This is a genomic window from Thermococcus litoralis DSM 5473 (assembly GCF_000246985.2).
GTDB lineage: Archaea > Methanobacteriota_B > Thermococci > Thermococcales > Thermococcaceae > Thermococcus_A > Thermococcus_A litoralis.
The window spans coordinates 1,302,121-1,320,813 of record NC_022084.1 but is presented as its reverse complement, the minus strand read 5'-3'; the positions used below and the strand labels follow the sequence as shown (position 1 = coordinate 1,320,813).

The 18,693-nt window shown below is 49.3% G+C and carries 30 protein-coding genes; 11 read left to right on the top strand and 19 right to left on the bottom strand.

Features of this window, described 5'->3' with window-relative positions:
• Nucleotides 1-27: 27 nt before the first annotated feature.
• Entirely contained in the window at nt 28-864 is an 837-nt protein-coding gene (locus OCC_RS07145) for an NAD(P)-dependent oxidoreductase (protein WP_004070297.1), read from the bottom strand.
• A gap of 70 nt (nt 865-934) precedes the next feature.
• Between OCC_RS07145 and OCC_RS07140 the strand changes: the two genes are divergently transcribed.
• Entirely contained in the window at nt 935-1,471 is a 537-nt protein-coding gene (locus OCC_RS07140) for a nitroreductase family protein (RefSeq protein WP_004070296.1), read from the top strand.
• Here the strand turns inward: OCC_RS07140 and OCC_RS07135 are convergent.
• Nucleotides 1,464-1,925 (bottom strand): flavodoxin family protein, encoded by a 462-nt coding sequence (locus OCC_RS07135; protein ID WP_004070294.1) that lies wholly within the window; start codon nt 1,923-1,925, stop codon nt 1,464-1,466. The genes OCC_RS07140 and OCC_RS07135 overlap by 8 nt on opposite strands.
• A gap of 82 nt (nt 1,926-2,007) precedes the next feature.
• On the opposite strand from OCC_RS07135, the gene OCC_RS12860 reads away from it, so the two are divergent.
• Genes OCC_RS12860 through OCC_RS07125 form a run of 3 tightly spaced genes read left to right on the top strand, consistent with a single transcriptional unit; the run spans nt 2,008 to nt 3,796 of the window.
• Nucleotides 2,008-2,265: a MarR family winged helix-turn-helix transcriptional regulator gene (locus tag OCC_RS12860; protein ID WP_004070292.1), complete on the top strand. Its 258-nt coding sequence runs from the start codon at nt 2,008-2,010 to the stop codon at nt 2,263-2,265.
• A 23-nt stretch (nt 2,266-2,288) separates the two neighbouring features.
• On the top strand, nt 2,289-2,420 hold the full coding sequence (locus OCC_RS13015; RefSeq protein WP_004070290.1) for a hypothetical protein: 132 nt from the start codon (nt 2,289-2,291) through the stop codon (nt 2,418-2,420).
• Nucleotides 2,417-3,796 (top strand): MATE family efflux transporter, encoded by a 1,380-nt coding sequence (locus tag OCC_RS07125; protein ID WP_004070287.1) that lies wholly within the window; start codon nt 2,417-2,419, stop codon nt 3,794-3,796. Before OCC_RS13015 ends, OCC_RS07125 begins: the two co-directional genes overlap by 4 nt.
• Before the next feature lie 11 nt (nt 3,797-3,807).
• Here OCC_RS07125 and dmpI read toward each other — a convergent pair whose 3' ends face one another.
• Nucleotides 3,808-4,008: a 4-oxalocrotonate tautomerase DmpI gene (gene dmpI / locus OCC_RS07120; RefSeq protein WP_238565097.1), complete on the bottom strand. Its 201-nt coding sequence runs from the start codon at nt 4,006-4,008 to the stop codon at nt 3,808-3,810.
• A gap of 151 nt (nt 4,009-4,159) precedes the next feature.
• On the opposite strand from dmpI, the gene OCC_RS07115 reads away from it, so the two are divergent.
• The 5 genes from OCC_RS07115 to OCC_RS07100 are packed head-to-tail and all read left to right on the top strand — an operon-like array spanning nt 4,160 to nt 6,406.
• The gene (locus tag OCC_RS07115) at nt 4,160-4,366 is read left to right on the top strand and encodes a hypothetical protein (protein WP_004070284.1); all 207 of its coding nucleotides are present in this window, start codon (nt 4,160-4,162) and stop codon (nt 4,364-4,366) included.
• A 2-nt stretch (nt 4,367-4,368) separates the two neighbouring features.
• Entirely contained in the window at nt 4,369-4,698 is a 330-nt protein-coding gene (locus tag OCC_RS07110) for a hypothetical protein (RefSeq protein WP_004070283.1), read from the top strand.
• A 60-nt stretch (nt 4,699-4,758) separates the two neighbouring features.
• Nucleotides 4,759-5,607 (top strand): hypothetical protein, encoded by an 849-nt coding sequence (locus OCC_RS12855; RefSeq protein WP_020953726.1) that lies wholly within the window; start codon nt 4,759-4,761, stop codon nt 5,605-5,607.
• Complete coding sequence (locus OCC_RS12850) at nt 5,528-6,040, top strand: urease accessory protein UreH domain-containing protein (protein WP_338010725.1); 513 nt, start codon at nt 5,528-5,530, stop codon at nt 6,038-6,040. The genes OCC_RS12855 and OCC_RS12850 overlap by 80 nt, the downstream gene beginning before the upstream one ends.
• Nucleotides 6,041-6,052: 12 nt before the next feature.
• The gene (locus tag OCC_RS07100; protein WP_004070280.1) at nt 6,053-6,406 is read left to right on the top strand and encodes a DUF302 domain-containing protein; all 354 of its coding nucleotides are present in this window, start codon (nt 6,053-6,055) and stop codon (nt 6,404-6,406) included.
• A 127-nt stretch (nt 6,407-6,533) separates the two neighbouring features.
• Here the strand turns inward: OCC_RS07100 and msrB are convergent, their stop codons facing one another.
• Both msrB and msrA read right to left on the bottom strand, forming a co-directional pair.
• A complete protein-coding gene (gene msrB / locus OCC_RS13205; protein ID WP_004070278.1) occupies nt 6,534-6,950 on the bottom strand; it encodes a peptide-methionine (R)-S-oxide reductase MsrB in 417 nt (138 codons plus the stop codon).
• Nucleotides 6,910-7,539, bottom strand: a complete 630-nt coding sequence (gene msrA / locus OCC_RS13200; protein ID WP_004070276.1) for a peptide-methionine (S)-S-oxide reductase MsrA — start codon at nt 7,537-7,539, stop codon at nt 6,910-6,912. The genes msrB and msrA overlap by 41 nt, the downstream gene beginning before the upstream one ends.
• A gap of 259 nt (nt 7,540-7,798) precedes the next feature.
• Here msrA and OCC_RS07085 point away from each other — a divergent pair, with 259 nt between their 5' ends.
• Nucleotides 7,799-8,611: a hypothetical protein gene (locus OCC_RS07085; protein ID WP_004070274.1), complete on the top strand. Its 813-nt coding sequence runs from the start codon at nt 7,799-7,801 to the stop codon at nt 8,609-8,611.
• A 3-nt stretch (nt 8,612-8,614) separates the two neighbouring features.
• On the opposite strand, the gene OCC_RS07080 is transcribed toward OCC_RS07085, so the two are convergent.
• The 4 genes from OCC_RS07080 to OCC_RS07065 are packed head-to-tail and all read right to left on the bottom strand — an operon-like array spanning nt 8,615 to nt 12,561.
• On the bottom strand, nt 8,615-9,688 hold the full coding sequence (locus tag OCC_RS07080) for a M24 family metallopeptidase (protein WP_004070272.1): 1,074 nt from the start codon (nt 9,686-9,688) through the stop codon (nt 8,615-8,617).
• Between the two features lie 42 nt (nt 9,689-9,730).
• Nucleotides 9,731-10,042: a cupin domain-containing protein gene (locus OCC_RS07075; protein ID WP_004070270.1), complete on the bottom strand. Its 312-nt coding sequence runs from the start codon at nt 10,040-10,042 to the stop codon at nt 9,731-9,733.
• 1 nt (nt 10,043) lies between these two features.
• The gene (locus tag OCC_RS07070; protein ID WP_004070269.1) at nt 10,044-11,384 is read right to left on the bottom strand and encodes a DUF438 domain-containing protein; all 1,341 of its coding nucleotides are present in this window, start codon (nt 11,382-11,384) and stop codon (nt 10,044-10,046) included.
• A 1-nt stretch (nt 11,385) separates the two neighbouring features.
• Nucleotides 11,386-12,561, bottom strand: a complete 1,176-nt coding sequence (locus OCC_RS07065; RefSeq protein ID WP_004070267.1) for an FprA family A-type flavoprotein — start codon at nt 12,559-12,561, stop codon at nt 11,386-11,388.
• 110 nt (nt 12,562-12,671) lie between these two features.
• Here OCC_RS07065 and OCC_RS07060 point away from each other — a divergent pair, with 110 nt between their 5' ends.
• The gene (locus OCC_RS07060; protein ID WP_004070264.1) at nt 12,672-13,148 is read left to right on the top strand and encodes a DUF1858 domain-containing protein; all 477 of its coding nucleotides are present in this window, start codon (nt 12,672-12,674) and stop codon (nt 13,146-13,148) included.
• A gap of 25 nt (nt 13,149-13,173) precedes the next feature.
• Here the strand turns inward: OCC_RS07060 and OCC_RS13010 are convergent, their stop codons facing one another.
• The 10 genes from OCC_RS13010 to OCC_RS07020 form a co-directional block, all read right to left on the bottom strand.
• Nucleotides 13,174-13,305, bottom strand: coding sequence for a hypothetical protein (locus tag OCC_RS13010; protein WP_020953724.1), 132 nt, complete (start codon nt 13,303-13,305; stop codon nt 13,174-13,176).
• A 4-nt stretch (nt 13,306-13,309) separates the two neighbouring features.
• Nucleotides 13,310-14,173, bottom strand: coding sequence for a hypothetical protein (locus OCC_RS07055; protein WP_004070262.1), 864 nt, complete (start codon nt 14,171-14,173; stop codon nt 13,310-13,312).
• 66 nt (nt 14,174-14,239) lie between these two features.
• Nucleotides 14,240-14,854: a hypothetical protein gene (locus tag OCC_RS07050; RefSeq protein WP_020953723.1), complete on the bottom strand. Its 615-nt coding sequence runs from the start codon at nt 14,852-14,854 to the stop codon at nt 14,240-14,242.
• A 16-nt stretch (nt 14,855-14,870) separates the two neighbouring features.
• Nucleotides 14,871-14,999: a hypothetical protein gene (locus OCC_RS13005; protein ID WP_274517768.1), complete on the bottom strand. Its 129-nt coding sequence runs from the start codon at nt 14,997-14,999 to the stop codon at nt 14,871-14,873.
• Nucleotides 15,000-15,030: 31 nt separating this feature from the next.
• Entirely contained in the window at nt 15,031-16,023 is a 993-nt protein-coding gene (locus OCC_RS07045) for a hypothetical protein (protein WP_004070258.1), read from the bottom strand.
• 35 nt (nt 16,024-16,058) lie between these two features.
• The gene (locus OCC_RS07040; protein ID WP_004070257.1) at nt 16,059-16,403 is read right to left on the bottom strand and encodes a hypothetical protein; all 345 of its coding nucleotides are present in this window, start codon (nt 16,401-16,403) and stop codon (nt 16,059-16,061) included.
• Nucleotides 16,382-16,750, bottom strand: a complete 369-nt coding sequence (locus OCC_RS07035) for a hypothetical protein (protein ID WP_004070254.1) — start codon at nt 16,748-16,750, stop codon at nt 16,382-16,384. Before OCC_RS07035 ends, OCC_RS07040 begins: the two co-directional genes overlap by 22 nt.
• Nucleotides 16,751-16,790: 40 nt before the next feature.
• The gene (locus tag OCC_RS07030; protein WP_004070251.1) at nt 16,791-17,108 is read right to left on the bottom strand and encodes a hypothetical protein; all 318 of its coding nucleotides are present in this window, start codon (nt 17,106-17,108) and stop codon (nt 16,791-16,793) included.
• 8 nt (nt 17,109-17,116) lie between these two features.
• Nucleotides 17,117-17,413 carry a hypothetical protein gene (locus tag OCC_RS07025; RefSeq protein ID WP_004070250.1) on the bottom strand — a complete coding sequence of 99 codons (297 nt, stop codon included), beginning with the start codon at nt 17,411-17,413 and terminating at the stop codon, nt 17,117-17,119.
• Nucleotides 17,414-17,579: 166 nt separating this feature from the next.
• Nucleotides 17,580-18,668, bottom strand: coding sequence for a hypothetical protein (locus tag OCC_RS07020; protein ID WP_004070248.1), 1,089 nt, complete (start codon nt 18,666-18,668; stop codon nt 17,580-17,582).
• Between the last annotated feature and the right edge of the window lie 25 nt (nt 18,669-18,693).

Genomic DNA, 18,693 nt, shown 5'->3' with positions numbered 1-18,693 from the left:
GGTTTATGAATTTAATCCTTTTCAAAATTAAAGCTCCCTGAGGAGTTTGTAAACCACCGAAAAGTCGAGCTCCTCCATGTCCCTCTCAAAGGCGACCCTGTAAAGTTCCCTCACGGCAGCGTTGAGAGGAACTGCCTTCCTTGATGCCACAGCGAGCTCGTAAGCGTAGGAGAGGTCCTTAACGAGGTTCTTCACGGAAAAGTGCGTCGAGTAGTCATCGCCAAGGAGCTTCTCCTTCTTCGCCTTCAGCACCACCGAGTTGCCGGCGCCGTTCTCAAGCACCTCTATGAGCTCCTCCTTCGGGATTCCGGCTTTCTCACCCAAAGCCACTGCCTCACCAAGGGCAGCCATGAAGGCTCCGAGAACAAAGTTGTTTATCAGCTTGAGCTTCGTGGCCTTTCCGGGCTCCTCGAAGTGGAATATCTTCTTCCCGAGTTTCTCAAGGTAGGGGCGGACTTTCTCAAAGGCCTCCCTCTCTCCGCTCACGAGGATCGTCAGCTGGCCGTTTCTTGCAGGAATGACGCTCCCGATGACGGGGCTTTCGAGGTAAAAGGCTCCCACGTTTCTGTACATCTCGTGGAACTCCAGGACTTTCTCGTGGTGGTTCGTGGTGGGGTCCACCACTATCTTCCAGCTGAGGTCTGCCTTTAAAAGCCTCTCCGAGACCTGCCTCACCGCTTCGCTGTCGTAGAGCGAGAGGAAGATCACATAGCATTTCTCGGCCACTTCCTCCGGAGTTTTTGCGACGTTCTTGAAACCTCTGGCCTTCTCTATCGATCTGTTCCAGACGAGGAGCTCGTACTCCTCCGATAACCTCTCCGCCATGGCCCTACCTATGTGACCCAGGCCGATCCACCCTATCATATCGATCACCCGGTTGAACGTTTTCAAACAGTTTTTATACCCTCCATCCAAAAACCTTAGCGGTGGGAGCATGGAGTTCTTTGAGGTGCTCAAAAAGAGGAGGAGCATAAGGCGCTTTCAGGACAAACCCGTCCCGAGAGAGGTGGTTGAGAGCCTCCTGGAAGCGGCTTTCCTCTCTCCGAGCTCCTACAACAAGAGGCCGTGGCACTTCATAGTGGTGGACGAGAAAGAGAAGCTTGAGGCACTCTCAAGGGCAAAACTCGGTGCCTCCGGTCTCAAAACGGCACCACTGGCGATAGTCGTTGCCGCCGATGAGAGCAGGAGCGACGTCTGGATCGAGGATGCAAGCATAGCGGCCGAACACATCCATCTTGCATCGTATGCTTTGGGTTTAGCTTCCTTCTGGGTGCAGATACGGAACAGGATGCACGACGAGACCAAAACAGCGGAGGAGTACGTAAGGGAGCTTCTGGGAATTCCAGAAAACTACCGCGTACTGTGCATAATCGGGGTAGGCTATCCCGCGGAGAACAAGCCGCCCCACGGCGATGAAGTCTTTGAGTGGGAAAAGGTCAGCCACAACGAGTTTGGAAAGAGGTTTAAGTAGCCATCAGGGCCTTGAGCTCCTCCTGGAGTTCTTTAATTCCTTTTTCAAGCTCCTTCTTCACCAGGGTCTTTTTAAGGACCGCCTTATCGCCATAGAGCTCCTCCATCTGGTCGAGGCACTTTCCGGAGTTGCCCATGCAGGTAGCAAAGAAAGCAGCTGCCTTGATTTTTCCCCTGTTCTGCAGAAGGTACGTCCTGATCGCGGGAGTTACCCTACGGTTCCAGACAGGGCTTCCGACTATGACGAAGTCGTACTCCGAGGGGTCTTTCGTGAACTCTATCTCCGTTGTCTTTTCCCTCGTGGCGTCGTAGCCCGCCCTCAGAATGCCAAGGATGCCTTTGCGGGACTTCTTGTCTATAACCTCATCGATGTCAGCACCGAGGGCCTCTGCGAGCTCTTGAGCCACTCTCTTAGTGGTCCCGCTCCGGGAGTAGAAGACGACGAGCGTTTTCATGGTATCACCCTTTTAATTTCGCCGGCAGGGTTAATATGGTTTTCTAGGAAACAGTTTTAAACCCAAGTTTCAATTGAAACTCATGCAGAAAAGTGAAAAACCCTGCGACCTGGTTTCGGAGCTCTACTGGCTCATGCGAAAAGCCTTCGAAGGGAGGCTTGAGGAAATCGGGATAACCTTCCTGGAGTTTAAGGCCCTTATCCACCTTGGAGAGGCCAGAACCCAGGGCGAGCTTTTAAAGGCGATGAAGGTCTCCAAAGCGACCGCCTCAAAGGTTCTCCGCTCTCTTGAAAATAAAGGCATTGTTGAGAGGGAGCGCAGGGGAAGAGCTATAGGGTAGGGCTCACAAATAAAGGCCTTGAGTTGCTCGAAGAAATATCAAAGGCTGGAGAGGAGCTTGATGAAAAGATGTTTGCCGAAATGAGTGCAGATGAGAGGATTGTTTTTGCAAACTTGCTGAGGAAGGCCATAAAAGGACTGGGGGGAGAAGAATGAGTGAAAAAACCACGAAGGGCGTCCAGCTTTTGAGGGGCGACCCCAAAAAGGCCATAGTCAGGCTCTCGATCCCCATGATGATAGGCATGTCGGTTCAGACCCTCTACAACCTCGCCGATGGAATATGGGTCTCGGGCCTGGGGCCAGAATCGCTTGCCGCTGTCGGCCTCTTCTTCCCGGTCTTCATGGGCATAATAGCGCTTGCAGCTGGCCTGGGGGTGGGCACGAGCTCCGCGATAGCGAGAAGGATAGGCGCGAGGGACAAGGAAGGAGCTGACAACGTTGCCGTCCATTCCCTCATCCTCTCCCTCATCCTTGGAGTTACAATAACCATCACAATGCTCCCGGCTATGGATTCCCTCTTCCGCTCCATGGGCGCGAAAGGAGAGGCCGTCGAGCTGGCCATAGAGTACGCGAGGGTTCTCCTTGTCGGAGCGTTCGTCATAGTCTTCAACAACGTCGGCAACGGCATCCTGAGGGGGGAGGGAGACGCCAACAGGGCCATGTTAGCCATGGTGCTCGGCTCGGGCCTCAACATAGTCCTTGACCCGGTGTTTATCTACACCCTCGGCTTTGGCGTCGTTGGAGCCGCTTACGCGACGCTGCTCTCCATGGTGGTGACCTTCCTCTTCATCGCCTACTGGCTCTTCATAAAGCGGGACACCTACGTGGACATAAACCTTAGAGACTTCTCGCCGAGCAGGGAGATCCTAAAGGACATCCTCCGAGTTGGCCTGCCCTCCTCGCTCTCCCAGCTCTCGATGTCCATAGCGATGTTCTTCCTCAACAGCGTCGCCATAACCGCTGGGGGAGAGAACGGGGTTGCCGTCTTCACGAGCGCGTGGAGAATCACGATGCTCGGCATAGTGCCCATACTCGGAATGGCGGCAGCGACCACATCCGTCACTGGAGCGGCCTACGGGGAGAGGAGCTTTGAAAAGCTTGAAACTGCCTATCTCTATGCCATCAAGATCGCCTTCATGATAGAGCTTGCGGTTGTTGCGTTCATAATGCTCTTCGCGCCTCAGGTGGCCTACCTCTTCACGTACTCAGAATCTGCCCAGGTGATAAAGGGGGAGCTCATAAGCGCTTTAAGAACCCTCCCGGTCTTTCTCGTCCTCACGCCCTTCGGAATGATGACTTCGGCGATGTTCCAGGGCATAGGGGAGGGCGAGAAGTCCCTAATCCTCACAATATTCAGGACGCTCGTGATGCAGGTGGGCTTTGCCTACATCTTCGTCCACTACACGACCCTGGGCCTCAGGGGAGTGTGGATTGGAATAGTAATTGGAAACATGGTTGCTGCTATCGTCGGCTTCCTGTGGGGGCGGATAAGGATAGGGGCTTTGAAGAAAGCCGTTTCTGCAAGGGGGTAAAGGGAAGGGGTTTATCCCCTTCTCCTCGCTATTATGTCCGAGAGGAGCTCGCCATCCGAGCCAACGTTCTCAGTCTCGTTCTCGTGGATTATGACGCTCACGTGGTGCACCTTGTAGACCTCCCTTATCACCTCGGTTATTCTTTTCACGAGCTCCCTCTTGGTCTCCACATCCGCCTTCGGGCCCTCAATTATCACCATCGGCACGGGCATCACCAGAATTATTTTTCACTGATTTGCTTAAAAAGCTCTCGGAGGGACCTTACATGGGGCAGGAATGTCAAGCCTTCGCAGAAGAATTTTTCCATTTTGGAAAGGATAAGGGCCATAAGTCTGCTTCATTAAGCACAGATTGGTGATGCTAATGGAAGCTAAGGTGTGCAAGTTCTGCGCTGGGGAGAGGCTCGATGAGGTTGTGAAGCTCCTCGAAGAGAAGGGCTACAGTGTTAGCGTTGAGGAGTGCATAGGCCTCTGCGCAAAATATGAATGCGGCAACATAAACGTCATAGCCGGGGAAAAGGAGATATCCGTCGGGAGCTTTGAGGAGTTCATTAAAGCTTTGGAGGGCTGAAAATGGCTAAGGCTTTGGTCATAATCTCAAGCGACGACGAGAGGGCCTTACCTGGCTTTATGTGGGCAACCAATGCAATAAAACACAAATGGGTTGAGGACGTTGAGGTTATCCTCTTCGGGCCGATAGAGAAGGCAGTAGCAGATGGAGACGAGCGCTTCATTCCGTGGATTGAGAAGCTTAAAGAGCTTGGAAAGCTTCCAGTAGCATGTAAGAGGATCGCGGAGCTTGAGGGGTTTGAGGTTTCCCTGCAAAAATATACCAAAGTAGAGTATGTAGGAAAGATCATAGCAGAGCACCTTGAGAAGGGCTACGTTCCGATGACCTTTTGATGAAAAACCCTTCAAGAAAAGCTTTTTAATCCATTTTTCCACATTTCTTGGGGTGAAAATGTGAGAAAGCCCACTATGCTCCTGATTGCACTTGTCATCTTCACAAGCTTGGTGAGTGCGAGTAGTGTAACTTATGGGAATTTGGAGTTTTACACGATCTCAAGCGAAAAAGAGCTTGAGACCTTACTTTCAGATCATGAAGGAGAACACTTCTTCATCTTTTATCATTCAGAGACTTGTCCAGCCTGTAATTATATGAAAACCAATGTTTTCCCGACACAAAAGGCAGAGAAAGTCTTGAGGGGCATAAATTTGGTCTCAATCGACGTTTATAAAGGGAGAGCACTAACAAACCTCCAGTACAGGGTTTACGATAAAGTTCTCGTCATCCAGCCGGACAACGTGGGCTACTACACCCCAAAAGAAGAGGGTGAGCTAATAAACGTCGGCGTGCCTGGGACACCAACCATGGCAATATTCAAAGTTGAAAATGGAGAGAAGATTCTGAAAGGGGTGGCCGTTGGGGCATTAAATCCCGAAGGTTTGGAATTTTTTGTGCAGAACAGCCTCGGGGATGCGACGAATAGCGAGAGGTCAAGCGAGGAATCACAAGGGAAAGATGAAACCTCTTCCACAGGCAATTTATCTTTAGCAGTCCTCCTACCCATCTTCTCAGCTGGGATTCTAAGCGTGTTTTCGCCCTGTGTTCTCCCTCTTATAGCGGGAACGTTTTCACTCCTCTTTGCAAAGAGGAAGATTGAGGTTGTTATAGCAGGCCTTGTTGTGTCTTTTTCCCTGCTTGGGGCCTTAGCAGGTAGCTTGGGCTCTTATATCGCTCAGGTTAGGGGGGGCTCTCTATCTTGTAGGTGGCCTCGGGTTCATTCTGGTTGGAGCATCGCTAATAAGTAATACTGTTAACCAAAAAGTGGTTAAATTCATTCCCTCTCCTTCAGAGAGGATTTCATCAAAGAACGGCTATTTTTACGACTTTCTATTGGGTTCTGCACTTGGAGCCACTTGGATTGGATGCATAGCACCGTACGTTGGGTTTGCTGTTATTACAGCAGCATTAAGTGGAAGCGTCTTAAAGGGGATAATGGTCATGGGTATCTACGGTCTGGGAATGGGGCTTACCATCTATTTGATCCTTAGCTCAAAAGATTTTGCGGATTGGATAAATAAAAAGTTCCTATCGAACAGACTAAGCCTAACCAAGGAGAAGAAAGCTAAGTGGGAGAAAATTCTGGGGATTGTGATAATCCTCTTCGGAGCTCTGATGCTCACCGAACTAACTCCCCTCAAGCTCTGGAGTGCTCTATTTGAAAAGCTTGCAAAACTTTAAGGAGGTGGTCAAATGTTTAGGTATAGAAGAAAGGTCGAAATGTCTCTAAAAGAAGCCGAAGAAAAGTTGAAGGCAAAGCTTGAGGAGAAGGGATACAAGGTCGTGCTTGAATTTACGCCGAGTGAAGTAGTTAAAGCAAAGCTTGGAGTTGAGATGGAGCCATATAGAATCCTCTACGTCTGCAATCCGAAGAAGTTCTACGAGATGACAAAAGTTGAATACGAGGTTGGATCTTTTGCTCCCTGTCCAGTACTGCTCTACGAGAAAGAAGGAAGCGTATACGTTGCCATAAACACTGCAGATGACATAGTTGAAGTCATCAAAGAGCCGCTTGAGGAAGTTAAGGCGGTTATTGAATCACTTTGAGCCTTTTCTGTTTCTTTTTTCTACAAAAAAGGTTAATAGACAACACATTATACTACAAGTCTAGTCCCTGGGAAATTCCTCCTTCATGCCCTTCTTTTACAACCTCCCTCTACTCTCCAAAATCATATTATTCAAAGAGCTGCTCGTAGGCGATATAACCGTATTTTCTAAGCTCTTCTCTGGGAATAAACCTAATAGCAGCAGAATTTATGCAGTACCTCTTTCCAGTTGGAGTAGGTTCCTCAAAGACGTGGCCAAGGTGGGAGCCTGCAAAGCGGCTCCTTACTTCCCGCCCGCAAAGAAAGCCCTTGCACTCTTCAGCCTCAACGATAGCCCACTCCTCAAGGGGCTTCGTGAAGCTCGGCCATCCAGTTCCGGAATCGTACTTATCGAGAGAGCTGAACAGGGGCTCACCCGAGACCACATCAACGTATATTCCTTCCTCATGGTTGTCCCAGTACTCATTGTGGAACGGTGGCTCAGTGTATCCAAACTGTGTAACCCTATACTGGAGAGGAGTTAGCAGGCTTTTTAAGCTCTGCATCGCTCGGTTTCACGTAGCCAAGCCAGTAAAGCTCCCTCTCAGGGAAGAGGCGAAAGTGCCGGTTTTTCTCCCACACAGACTTTATGAAGCCTAACCTTCCAGAATAGAGCTTGTAGTTCTTATACTTCGTCTCAAAGCGGAAGTAGTAGCCCTGGTGGTAGTCTTCGGCCGGATAAAACTTCTTCGCCGGGAGGATTTCAGTGGCTATGGGTTCTTTGAATATTCCAGAGAGCTCAAGTCTCCTCTTCGATTCCTCAGCTAGCTTTCTCTGTTCTTCGTTGAGGTAAAATATAGCCGTCTTGTACTGCTCGCCCCTATCGGCGAACTGGCCGCCTGGATCCATGGGATCTATGTTTCTCCAGAAGACATCCAAAAGTCTCTCATAGGAAATTTTTGAGGGATCGTAGATAACCTTAACCGCTTCCCTGTGGCCTGTATCACCCGTTGAAACGAGCTCGTAGGTAGGGTTCTCCACCCAGCCGCCGGTGTAGCCAGATATTGCTTCAATCACTCCGGGAAGCCTCTCAAAGGCCTCTTCCATACACCAGAAGCAGCCTCCGGCAAATATCGCTATCTCTTTATTTTCCATCTAATACACCAAAGAAAATAGGATGCTGGAACTTAAATAGTTTTGGCTATTATTACATGTTGATGGTTACAAATACTCAAATTTGTCTAATAGTTAGTTTTGAGCTGAGGTGTTATGCTAGAGAAAACTGCATTTCAGAAGACTTTCATTGCCAACAAAAATAACCACCCGAAGATGTTAAGTCCGTTATAGACTCTCTTTAACCTCTTTTCCACAATTTTAATAAGGTTAAGATGCAAGATTTAATGGGGTGATTTTCATGCAAAGAGCCCTTGTGACTTTAACTCCCTCCGAAAGCAAGCGCTTGATTGCTAAAGCCGTTGTTGCTATGGAAGAAGTTCAAAACGCCCTCAAGAACGGTTTTGTATACATAGCAACTGGAACAACAGCCGCTTACATTGCAGAAGAAATCCTCGGAGAGAAAATTGAGAAAGAAAAATGGACAGTGGGGATTATAAGCAAGGGAAGAACGTGCGTTACCCCAAAGGCTACATGGCCAAAGCACCTCGTCCTCTACAAGGGAAAGCCCTTTGACGACCCACTTGAAGCTTTGAAAGAGATGGGGCCTGAGGATGTTTTTATAAAAGGAGGAAACGCCATAGACGTTAATTGGAATGTTGCGGTTTTTGCAGCCGCTCCAGACGGGGGAACAATCGGCAGAACTTTTGGATGGACAATAACCAAGGGAGTATTAACCATAACCCCAATCAGCCTCGAGAAGTTCACTCCAACGCCTGTGGAAGTAAGCGCAAAGCTGACGGGAATAAAGTCCTTTGACTGGGGGACAGGGCTATACTCCGCTTTAGTCCCTATTCCACACGCAATCCCTATAACCGAAGTTGAAGCCTACGAGATACTTGCCAATGTTGATGCAATCCCAATAGCCGCTGGCGGCGCTGGAGGAGCGGAAGGAAGTGTAACGCTCGTCCTTGAAGGGGACGATGAAGACATGGAGAAGGCAAAAGAAATAACGAAAGCAGTTAAAGGTGAGCCCCCATTAAAGCCATACACAGAGGACTGCTCCATCTGTCCTTTTGCGAAGATCTGCGGAATTGGCACTGGAGCTTTCTGATTTTTAATATTTTGTCACGTTCTCTAACTTTTTGCCAAGTATGAAAGTGTCCTCCTTCTTTACTGCCCCTTCCGGTATCATCAGAGGGGCGTGAACCATGGCGAGCACCATGCCTTCCTTAGCCTCCATCGCCCTGTGTGGGACAACTATCGTCGTTATCGGGTCTTCCTCAATGAGAAGCCCAACGCCATGAGTGTAGCCGGTTATGTAGTACTCCTTAAGCCCTCTGGATGTGTAGATCTTCTCAATCTCCCGTTCCACCTGGGCAAATCTCACACCAGGCTTTGTATTCTCTACAGAGGTTATGTATGCCTCTTCCATTGCATCTATGGCATTTTTTGCCCTCTCGCTTATTTCTCCCACTGGAAAAGACCTAGTTATGTTTGCGTAATAGTGGTTCCAGTCGGCGCCTATGACGACGGATACAACGCTTCCCTCCCTGACCTCCACGTCCCTAAAGGGCTCTGCATGGGCTCTTGGAGTTGCCGAGACGTAAACTTTTGGCTCCTCGCTACCGTTAAGCATTAACTCTCTCATAATCTCAGCAGCAACTTCAAGCTCCGTCTTTCCAGGTTTTATCTCCTCCTCCGCAACTTTCATTCCCTTCACAGCTATTTTTCCTGCCTTTCTTATATTCTCCAGCTCCCATTTGTCTTTAATCATCCTAAGCTCCATGGAAAGTCCTCTAACGTCCACAACCTCTACATCGGGGTTGAGCTTTTTAAAGAGTTCATAAAAGAGAATGTAAGCATCTCTCTCCACGCTGAACTCCATGCCAACTCTGCTGTAACCGTTTCTCTTTATCCAGATAGTTACATTGGCCATGAGGTCTTCGGTCTTTTGAAACTCCACGACGTTCTCAATCCAGCTCCTCTGTTTGAAGAGTTCGGCTTCCCCTTTGGCAACGATTACGGTTGGTTCTCCCTCTTGAGGTATTAAAAGGGCTGGCCTAAGCCACTTCGTGCCGGTGAAGTAGACAAAAGTCGAGAGCGTTCTTATTACTGCACCGTCGATGTCTTCCCTCTTCAAAAGCTCCTGGAACCGGTTTATTCTTTTCTCAAAAATTTTTCTCTCCACCGTAAACACCTCTCTAAATTTGGGCGTTGAAAAATAAAAAGCTTAGCCGAGCTTGACAACCAAAAACTTCAAAGGTAAACTGCCAGCATTTCTGACGGCATGAGGAATATTTTTTGGAAGAAAGACTAGGACGTCTTTTTTAGCTTCCTCGCTTTCCTCCCCGACCTCCACGAGGGCCTTTCCCTTTAAGATGTAGACGAAAGCATCAACAGATGTTGTGTGCCTCTCCAAAGCCTCTCCTGGGTTTAAAGTGACAAGCATTACCTTTGCATTTTCCCTCTTGAGCAGGGCTCTAACGTCAGCACCATAGGGGTTCTCTATCCTCTCAGCTTCTTCAGCTTTAACTACAAACATCTCAATCCCTCCAGTCCAAAAGCCTTTTTTCACCCTCTATTTTCTTATAGGGTGCTATGTCCATCGTCATCTCAAGCGTTCCCATGTACTCGCCTTTCTCGTCGAACAGAGGAACATACTTGATGTAAACGTACTTTGGGCCGAGTCTGAGCCAGAAAGTAGCCTCTTTCTTTCTCCCCTCCTTGAAGGCCTTGAGGATTTTGTTGACAACGTAAACGCTCTTCGGCGGGTGGCAGAGCTGTACTGGTCTTCCGAGCACCGAAGGCGTCCTCGTGAAAATCCTCTCTCCGGGCGAGAAGAACCTAACCCTATCGTCTTTGTCTATGAAGGTCACGTCAACCGGGAGCGCCTCGAAGATCGCCTTCAGCTCCCCTATGTTGAGATAGCCCGTTCCGAGGTCTATGTCTCCCTCACGCTTTAGCCCGCTCTTATCAAACTCCAAAGGTTGACCCCTAAGGGCCTGCTGGACTTCCTTCGGGAGGGTAAGGAGTTGTTCAACGCTCAGCTCGGGGTTTATCTCCCAGGGGTGAAGGGGCTTAACGTCCTCACCCGGGTCCCACTCCGGCGGCTTCACCTTGTAGTAGCCGATTTCATCTTCCTGCATCTTTATTGCCTTCCACTCGCCCTCGCTTAAGAGAGCCTTGAGCGTTGGGTAAAAGATGTTGTTCTCCCTGAAAACCATGTCACTCAAAGCGAAGGCAGCCTCACCGGCCTTTGCCTTGAATTTCTCCACAAACTCCTCCCAGGGCATCTCCTCCCTCTTTCTCAAAAGCTCTGCAAGTTGCTTTATCATGGCCCTTATCTCGTCGTGCTTCGTCCAGAGGACTGTGGCTATGGCCGTAAGTCCGCGGCGTTCTATGTACGGGAATATCAACATCTCCTCGCGGTTGTAGTGGGTGAAGCCGACCATTCTCAGGTTGCCCACTATCTCCTCCAGAACGCCTAGGATTTCTTTACGCATACGTTCGTCTTTTGTTGTTGCCAAAGTTCTTGCATAGAGATTGAGCATCTCAGCGTCCTTCATTATTTCCTTGTTCTCAAGGTAGAGGGTCTTCAGGGGATGGCCGTCGGGTAAATCCCTCTCCTCAAGCTCTTCCGTACCTTTAACGGCTTCACGGAACAGCTCGACATGAAGGTCGCACATCTTGGCTATATCCCTGGCGGAAATTCCCTCCTTCACAAGCTCCTGCTCGATGAGGGGTATCTCAAGCGGAGAGATGTTGCTCAAAACTGATCTAAACTCTTCCTTTAGCTTTTCAACGCTTTCTCCTTCGTGTATCATTAGGAGGAGCTTCTTGAGCTGTTCCTTCTTGTATTCGCGGGTGTTCAAAAGCTCGGTCATTTTACTCACCCCTAACCTTTTTCGCCAGAAGGTCAGCTAAACTGTGGAGGGCTTTATAGTCCTCCTCCTTCGGCCTCGCGTGGACATCTATCGTCCCGAGCAGCTCAAAGCTTGCACCCTTCAGAATCTCCAGTATTGCGTCTATGCTCCTCCCGTGCCATCCGTGGGAGCCTATTAGGACAGCGTACTTCGCCGGGGGCCTCAGGGCCTTCACGAGGTAGGCAGCATAAACGGCGAGCGGATGAGCACTCCCGAGCACCGTAGGCGCTGCCAGCACTATACCCCTTGAGTCAACGAGGTCCTTTGCGAGCTCCCCGATGTCGGCGCTCACGAGGTCGTGAACCTTAACGTCAATCCCCCTTGCCACGAGCAGGTCAGCCAGCTCTTTCGCAAGCTCCCTGTTGGAGCCCCACATGCTCACGTAAGCTACAAGCACCTCCTCCTTAGTCTCTCCCTTCACCCAGCTTTCGTAGGCTTTTAGAATCCTCTCCGGGTTTCTGTAGATGGGGCCGTGGCTTGGGGCTATCATTTTGATCTCCAGCCCTTTGAGCTTTTCCATGGCCCTTTTGGCCATGCCCGCAAAGGGCATCATGATTTCACCGAAGTATCTCTGGGCGTACTCGATTATGGAGGGAACCTCATCATCGTAGAGGCCGTGGGCAGTGTGAGCACCGAAGAAGTCGCATGGGAACAGCACTTTGTCCTCAACGAGATAGGTGAACATCGTCTCCGGCCAGTGGAGCCATGGAGCCTCTATAAAGCGGAGCGTTTTGCCGCCGAGGTCTACCTCATCCCCCTCCTTCACGACCATTATCCTCTCATCGGGGACATTGTAGTATGCTTTCGCGAGCTCTTTTCCCTTTTCCGTTGTGATGAGGAGGGCCTTTTTGTTGCGCTCCATTATGTGGGGTATTGCACCCGCGTGGTCAGGTTCAGCGTGGTTCATGACCACGTAGTCTATCCCCTCAAGGGGCACTACCTCGTTCATCTTTTCCTCAAGTTCTCTCTCGAAACCCGGGTTTACGGTGTCTATGAGGGCGCTCTTTTCGTTGCCGAACACGAGGTAGGCGTTGTAAGAGGTGCCTTCCGGGAGGGGGATGAGGGAGTCAAATATCCTCCTGCTCCAGTCCTTAACACCGACCCAGTAGACTCCATCCAAGAGTTTCACACTTTTCATATTACCACCTTCATGACAAATGTCATATCAAATGCTTTTAAGCCTTTCTGGACAGAATTGTCCAACAAGGTTTATATGCCAAATGTCATAAATAGAAGCGGTGATGGGAAATGATACTGGATGTTAGGGGTTTGAAACCACCACAGCCTGCGGTTATGATACTGGAAAACCTTGAGCGGCTCAAAATCGGGGAGACCCTTGAGGTAATCGGCGACAAACCCTTTGTAGATATAATACCCAAGCTCGAAGAGGCTGGCTATCAAGTGGAGCTGAACAAAGTGGGAGAGTTCTTCGTGCTGAAGGTGAGCAAAACGGAGGAGTCAAAGGAGCTGAAGATGGAGGTCAAGGAGTGCGATGATAAGCTGGAAGAGATAATGGAAGACACCAACGTGGCCAAGCTCCTCAAGGCATACCCCGAAGCCCTCGACATACTCGTTAAGTACGGCTTTTCACCACTCCAGAACCCCGTTATGAGGAAGACGCTCGCGAGGACGGTAACGCTGAGAAAGGCCAAGAAGCTCATCGGCATGAGTGACGAGCGCTTTGAGGAAATGATGAAAGAGCTAAAGGCGCTGGAAAAGATGTGACCACGAGTATTTCTTTGGAATATCTTTATAAATTAGCCAAAAACTGCTCAAAATGATAAATCTCCTCTCTGTGTTTGATGGTGCTGATTAAGTAATCCGCAAACATCTCAGTCCTAAGAGCCTCTTCCCAGCCAAAGAAGATAAAGGAGAAAGACATGAGCTCACCTCCCAGATAGCTTTACCCTTTTAAGTTCCTTTTCTGCATCTTTGATGGCCTCATCGATGGCCCTCAGGAGAGCGTTCTTTGGGATTTTGACTGCCATACCGGAATACAGGACGAATGCCAGCAAAAATTCTCCCTTTCCAGAGTCTGCCGCATAGAGAACTTCAAAGGGGTCATAGGTTGAAAGGGTAAAGCGAACGAAAGGAGGAGCCGCTCCTGCTGAGAGCTTTTCAAGGCCTGCTAGTTCGCGGAGAAGGCCCCTATCCTCCGGCTTTTTTGCCTCTTTGGAAGACAGCCTCTTGATTTCACCATCAACGTTCCACTTTACCCGCCACTCCTCCGCAGGCAGTTTGCCATCCGACACAAACGCCTTGAGAAGTTTAAGCTCCTCAACGTACCCCTCGAGATTAACAAACGCCTCCAGTACGTACATGCTCCCGTAAACTTGAACTTCGTACTCGTCCATGATATCCTCAGGTTCACCGAACATCTCAAGAACTTCATGGGAAGGCGGCTTTAGTTTGAACCTGAGCCACTCCATCCGCATGGGTTTATTATTAAGAACCGATTTCAGGTTCTGGATGGAAGTTCGGATTGCCTCGATGAAGTTGTCACGGGTGAGCTGTACTTCCCCACCATGCCGAAGGGTCAGGTAAACCCATCCACCCTCAGCCATTATCTTCAGGTCCCAGAGCTTTTTCGGGAGAGCATCCATCGAGTGGAGTGCCTTTAGGGAGCTTATGAATTCATCCAGCGTCACTGGGTCTTCACTGATGAAAACTGGCCCCTCTTCGAGCACCAGCACTGGAAATCCCCTATCTCCCTCCTGTAGGAAGAATGAAAAAGCAAAGATTGAAACCACCTCCTGTCAGTATCTCCCTGAAGATTATAAGCATATCTTTCGCATACTCCACCTCCCGACCCACTATTATTCCACTTTTTTGAGTATCTTGAGCACCTTCTCCCCCCACTCAAGGTATTCGCCTCTCAGAGCTTTGGTGATTTCGATGAAAAGATTTTCAATTCCTTCGATCGCGGCTTTTCTCATGCACTCCCCCAGTTCCTCCGCTGGGGCCTCCCATTTCTTCACTGAGTAAGTGGGAAGGGGGATGTCGAAATTATCTGGGTAACATAGGGTTACCCTGTGATTCTCCCGTTTAAGAACCACTCCAAAATCCTCTGGAAGACCTAGCGAAAGCAGAAAGAAACCATTGAACGTCCCACAGGAGCTTATTAGGGTTGTATAGTCGGGCTCGTCTTCAAGTTCCATGTCCTCAAAATTATTGGAGAGTAGGTACTTAGCTCCTTGGGCGAGGCTTTCAATAGTCAATATCAACCTCAGGGGGTGAACAGAGGAATAAATTTCAATCGGGCCAAGTTTTATTCTGTAGTGCCTCGGTGGGACTACAATGACCCTCCAGAGTGGACCCCTCCTCAGCTCAAGCCTTTTCCACCTGAACTCACACACAGCTATTCCCCCGTAGACCCCCAAATGCGAGACGAACCTCTTAACGTGCCTAACAGTTGCTCTGCCCAGGGACAAGCGACCGTCAACAAGCTCAACGTTTTAAAACACCATCGAAGTCGAAAAGCGCCTTCATATGCTTCAAGAGTTCATCCATACCTCTTCCCCTCTCTGGGATGCACCAATACCAGTAAATTTCCGGGCACATGATCACCAGCCTCAACTCCAGTGCCTCACCGCTGGAGTTTATCCTACTATCTCAAGATCTCTTCAAGCTCTTTTCTGAGCCAGTGCGCTTCTCCCCGTTCTTCGAGTTTCTCAACAACTTCCTTCACAGCCCTCACGACCTCACCCTCCACCTCTTCCATACCGACCCCCACAATCAAGCCGGTTTTAACGTTCACAAAGGCCAGTTCACGGTTCTTTTTAAAGACTAACAACGGGCCCGGCCATTCGTTCCCGAAGCAGGGCACAAAGTACTCCAAAGATCCCTCCCCAACCAGGGAGGATGCTCTTCTTATCACGTCTTCGTAGAGAGTTAGCTCTACCTGGCACCTGTTCTCCAGACCGCGAATACTCCTGAGGACTTCCAACAGCGAGCCGGCAAATGCCACCGGTTCAACGAGCCCGCTGAATATTTCCTTGCCATGACTTATGATTGCGTAAACCAGGGAAAACTTCTTGTTCCTGCATTTAACCTCCCCGAGCCACTCAACCTTAATTTCAAACTTTTTCTCAGTGGGGAGAAAGCCCTTCCTACTCGCCATTTCCTCCACAATCCTAAGCTCCCTCATTAAGTCCTCATCAGGAAACTTCACGAGGAAGGAGCTGACAAAGCTTATGGCGGATGGAACGAACTTCTCGCGAGGAACCTCCACGGTCGTCACATCTTTTCTATCCTCCCGGCGTATTTTAAGCTGGATGAGGTCGCCATTGATTTTAAAGAGGATATAGGATATTGGTTCGTACGTGCCCAACCTTAGGGTAATACTGTTATCTTGACAATATCTACCAGGAAATAACAAAACATCACACTTCCCGCTCCGAATGTACAGTTCCTTAACGCCCTCGCAGGAGTTAACAGCGAATGCAATGGCATCAATAACGTCACCAACAGCGTCTCTGGTAAAGCAGTCGCCCAAGGGTATAATCTCATCCCCGTTTTTAATGGCAATGGTTAAAGTATCCGCAGGCACCTCACCCCTAAGAGCCTCCTCAAAGCCAAAAAAGATAAAGGAGAAAGACATGAGCTCACCTCCTTCTTTTCCCTATGTCATCCGAGCTACCTATCGAACGAGAGCATTCCAATCGACCTGTCAATGTGCCTTATTGTGGCCTTGGCCAGGGATGAACGAATATCAATACGATCTATTAGGACATTTATTGAGTCCCTCCCTGCAATGAGAATGTCCAAAGCAAACCTCGTGAACTCTCTTCCCCTCATCTTGTAGACCCTGCCATTGTCGAAAATCCAAATCAGAGAGTTTCCACTCCTTAAAAGTACTGCATGAAGGGTGGGGTCAAAGGCTCCAAAGTCCATGTCCACGTAGAGTTTGACCTTTGCTTGCGTTCTCCTTGCCCAGTCGGGGAGCTCTCCAATGGGCCTCAGCACGTCCTCGGGAACCATCCTGCCGTCCCCTGCAGGCGTTTAACTCCCGGTCCTCCAATGAACTTTCTGAACTCGTTCTCCTTTTCGAGCGCGTATAAAATTCCAGCTATGAAGTTTCCAAGAAAGCGGGGGAAGCTTACGGTGGTGGAGAGAACATTGATGTTCCTAGGAACCCCAGTTAGGAGTGAGTGGTTCTCAATCCAGTGACCTCTGAGCTCCGGCAGGTGGTGCTTGAGAACATTATCGAAGTCAAAAAGTACCTCCATCCACTCCAAAAGCTCGTCCACGCTTTTAGCGGTTGAATCCAGCGTTTTTATGGCATACCAGTACCAGTAAACCCCCGGGTTAGTGGTGTGCAGGGTCATGCTTCTCACCATGTGCTGAGCGCATACCTTACTATCACCTTCACCCATTGTATTTTTGGATATAAAGCCCGCAGGGGGTGAACGTTTTTAGGGCTTCTTCCACCTCATGTACTCCCCTTATGAGGTCTTCCCTAATGCCCTCTACGTACTCTTCAACCCCCACCCGGACGGTTACTCCGTTGTCCGGCGACTCAATTTCAAGGATTTTGCTATGTTTGCGGTACAGGACGAACTTTATGGGGTCAAAGGTGCCGAAGAAGAGTTTAAGGGGCCCTTCAGGAAAAAACACCTCTTCCATGGACATGTTTCTGGTGACAGGGTTGTTCCTGAGGGGGTTTACCTCCGCCGGGAGACTCATGAGTTCGATTATTGAATCCTTTCCTCCCCTGCGTAAACAATCGAGAGTGCCACGTCCTCAAAAAAGTCAATTAAGTTCCCACAGGCGGGTGCTATCAGCTCTCTGCCGTTCACCGCCAACCCGTACTTAACGCCGTATTCAAATGCCCTTGAGATAATGCCTTTGAGGAGCTCGTTGAAGTCCTCTTCGTCGTCTTCTTCAACGGATTCAGTGTATGTTTCCACGGTGTCTGAGAGCGACGAAACGACTGCTCCCTTCAGGTAGTCTTTAGTTGGGAGTGTGTACCACAGATGAACCCTTGTCATGTGCACCACCTTATAAGTTAATGCAGCATATAAAAAATTGTGGGCATCAACTCAGTGGGATTTTAACAGGTATGCCGTAAGAACCTTGTAGCTTTTGTATCCTATCCTCTGTAGTATCCCCCTTACTCTGCCAATTTCTGTGTCCACCTCCAGTGCTATTTTGCCCTTACAGGGGATGTGTCTCTTCTCTTCCCCCAGCCGGTTTTTTCTGTTTTATCCTCTCAAGCTCCTCAGTTATCATTGATATCGCCTTTTCTTTCGAGACGTATCCTGGATACTCCGTGTCGTCCCACTTCTTCAACCAGCCGACCACATCCAAAACCGCGGAGCTAACGGCCGGGACGATGTCTTTGGCGGGTACTCTTGCTACAGTTTTGCGTGAGGGACTGACCAAGAGGAGTTCGCCGGAGTCCCTGAAAACGAAAATTGGCCGCGGATCAAAGCTCCCCAGTGTTAAAATCATGGCAGGTTTTTTCTTGCCTACAGTTCCGATTAAGGCGAGTGCTTCTCTAAACCAATCCCTGTACGCCAATGGTACCGGAGTACTGGTCTCTTCACGGCTCTCCTCTGTGAGAATTGCGAGGTTAATGAGCTCGGATGCAAAGCTTAGCGGATCAACTATGCCGCTAAACAACACCCTTCTGGCTCTCACCCCTGAATACAGCAGGGGCATTCGTTTGGACCCGCATTTAAACTCCCCCACCCAATCAACAGTTATTTTGAAGCCTTCCTCTGCGGATGGGGCAATCAGACCTTCTCTTGTCGCAATGTCCTTGGCAATTTCCAAGCTTCTTCTCAGCTTGTCATCTCCGACAATGCTCACCACGGACTCCAAAAACTCCAATACCGACTTTGCCACCTCACTCAGTGACACCTCAAATGTTTTGTAGTACTCAATTTCATAATCTACGAGAACCTCGATTCTGACTTTGTCAGACTTTTTGGTAAAGGCAAAGACGACCGATGGTTCTATTGAACCGAAGTCGGTGACAAGCTTGCCCTTAGCACTCCGACATTGCTCTACGTCGCTCAAGAAAGTTGTGCATAGACCACTGCGCATTTCCAGCTCTTTTATGCCTTCGCAGGAAGCTGAACAGAATGCCAGAAGGTAAATCGCACTGAAAACTGCCTCTCGTCCACTGCATAGCGTTTTAATGACTTCGCCGTTTATCTCGAAGTTCAAGGTTATATCGTATTTGAAGTGAGCCTTCAGCCCTTCCTCATCCTTTGGAAAAAATAAAATGGAGAACGACATTTGTCTACCTCCCTAACCACTTTAG

Bases quoted from the DNA above. Each gene is read 5' to 3' on its own strand.
- OCC_RS07110 (WP_004070283.1), top strand. From the start codon at position 4,369: ATGGCTAAGGCTTTGGTCATAATCTCAAGCGACGACGAGAGGGCCTTA.
- OCC_RS07135 (WP_004070294.1), bottom strand. From the start codon at position 1,925: ATGAAAACGCTCGTCGTCTTCTACTCCCGGAGCGGGACCACTAAGAGA.
- OCC_RS07145 (WP_004070297.1), bottom strand. From the start codon at position 864: ATGATAGGGTGGATCGGCCTGGGTCACATAGGTAGGGCCATGGCGGAG.
- OCC_RS12860 (WP_004070292.1), top strand. From the start codon at position 2,008: ATGCAGAAAAGTGAAAAACCCTGCGACCTGGTTTCGGAGCTCTACTGG.
- OCC_RS07045 (WP_004070258.1), bottom strand. From the start codon at position 16,023: ATGTCTTTCTCCTTTATCTTTTTTGGCTTTGAGGAGGCTCTTAGGGGT.
- OCC_RS07065 (WP_004070267.1), bottom strand. From the start codon at position 12,561: ATGAAAAGTGTGAAACTCTTGGATGGAGTCTACTGGGTCGGTGTTAAG.
- OCC_RS07125 (WP_004070287.1), top strand. From the start codon at position 2,417: ATGAGTGAAAAAACCACGAAGGGCGTCCAGCTTTTGAGGGGCGACCCC.
- OCC_RS07040 (WP_004070257.1), bottom strand. From the start codon at position 16,403: ATGGTTCCCGAGGACGTGCTGAGGCCCATTGGAGAGCTCCCCGACTGG.
- dmpI (WP_238565097.1), bottom strand. From the start codon at position 4,008: ATGCCCGTGCCGATGGTGATAATTGAGGGCCCGAAGGCGGATGTGGAG.
- OCC_RS13010 (WP_020953724.1), bottom strand. From the start codon at position 13,305: ATGTCTTTCTCCTTTATCTTCTTTGGCTGGGAAGAGGCTCTTAGGACT.
- OCC_RS07070 (WP_004070269.1), bottom strand. From the start codon at position 11,384: ATGACCGAGCTTTTGAACACCCGCGAATACAAGAAGGAACAGCTCAAG.
- msrB (WP_004070278.1), bottom strand. From the start codon at position 6,950: ATGCAGAGCTTAAAAAGCCTGCTAACTCCTCTCCAGTATAGGGTTACA.
- OCC_RS07100 (WP_004070280.1), top strand. From the start codon at position 6,053: ATGTTTAGGTATAGAAGAAAGGTCGAAATGTCTCTAAAAGAAGCCGAA.
- OCC_RS07030 (WP_004070251.1), bottom strand. From the start codon at position 17,108: ATGAGTCTCCCGGCGGAGGTAAACCCCCTCAGGAACAACCCTGTCACC.
- OCC_RS07025 (WP_004070250.1), bottom strand. From the start codon at position 17,413: ATGACAAGGGTTCATCTGTGGTACACACTCCCAACTAAAGACTACCTG.
- OCC_RS07140 (WP_004070296.1), top strand. From the start codon at position 935: ATGGAGTTCTTTGAGGTGCTCAAAAAGAGGAGGAGCATAAGGCGCTTT.
- OCC_RS07060 (WP_004070264.1), top strand. From the start codon at position 12,672: ATGATACTGGATGTTAGGGGTTTGAAACCACCACAGCCTGCGGTTATG.
- OCC_RS07020 (WP_004070248.1), bottom strand. From the start codon at position 18,668: ATGTCGTTCTCCATTTTATTTTTTCCAAAGGATGAGGAAGGGCTGAAG.
- OCC_RS07075 (WP_004070270.1), bottom strand. From the start codon at position 10,042: ATGTTTGTAGTTAAAGCTGAAGAAGCTGAGAGGATAGAGAACCCCTAT.
- OCC_RS07085 (WP_004070274.1), top strand. From the start codon at position 7,799: ATGCAAAGAGCCCTTGTGACTTTAACTCCCTCCGAAAGCAAGCGCTTG.
- msrA (WP_004070276.1), bottom strand. From the start codon at position 7,539: ATGGAAAATAAAGAGATAGCGATATTTGCCGGAGGCTGCTTCTGGTGT.
- OCC_RS07035 (WP_004070254.1), bottom strand. From the start codon at position 16,750: ATGACCCTGCACACCACTAACCCGGGGGTTTACTGGTACTGGTATGCC.
- OCC_RS07115 (WP_004070284.1), top strand. From the start codon at position 4,160: ATGGAAGCTAAGGTGTGCAAGTTCTGCGCTGGGGAGAGGCTCGATGAG.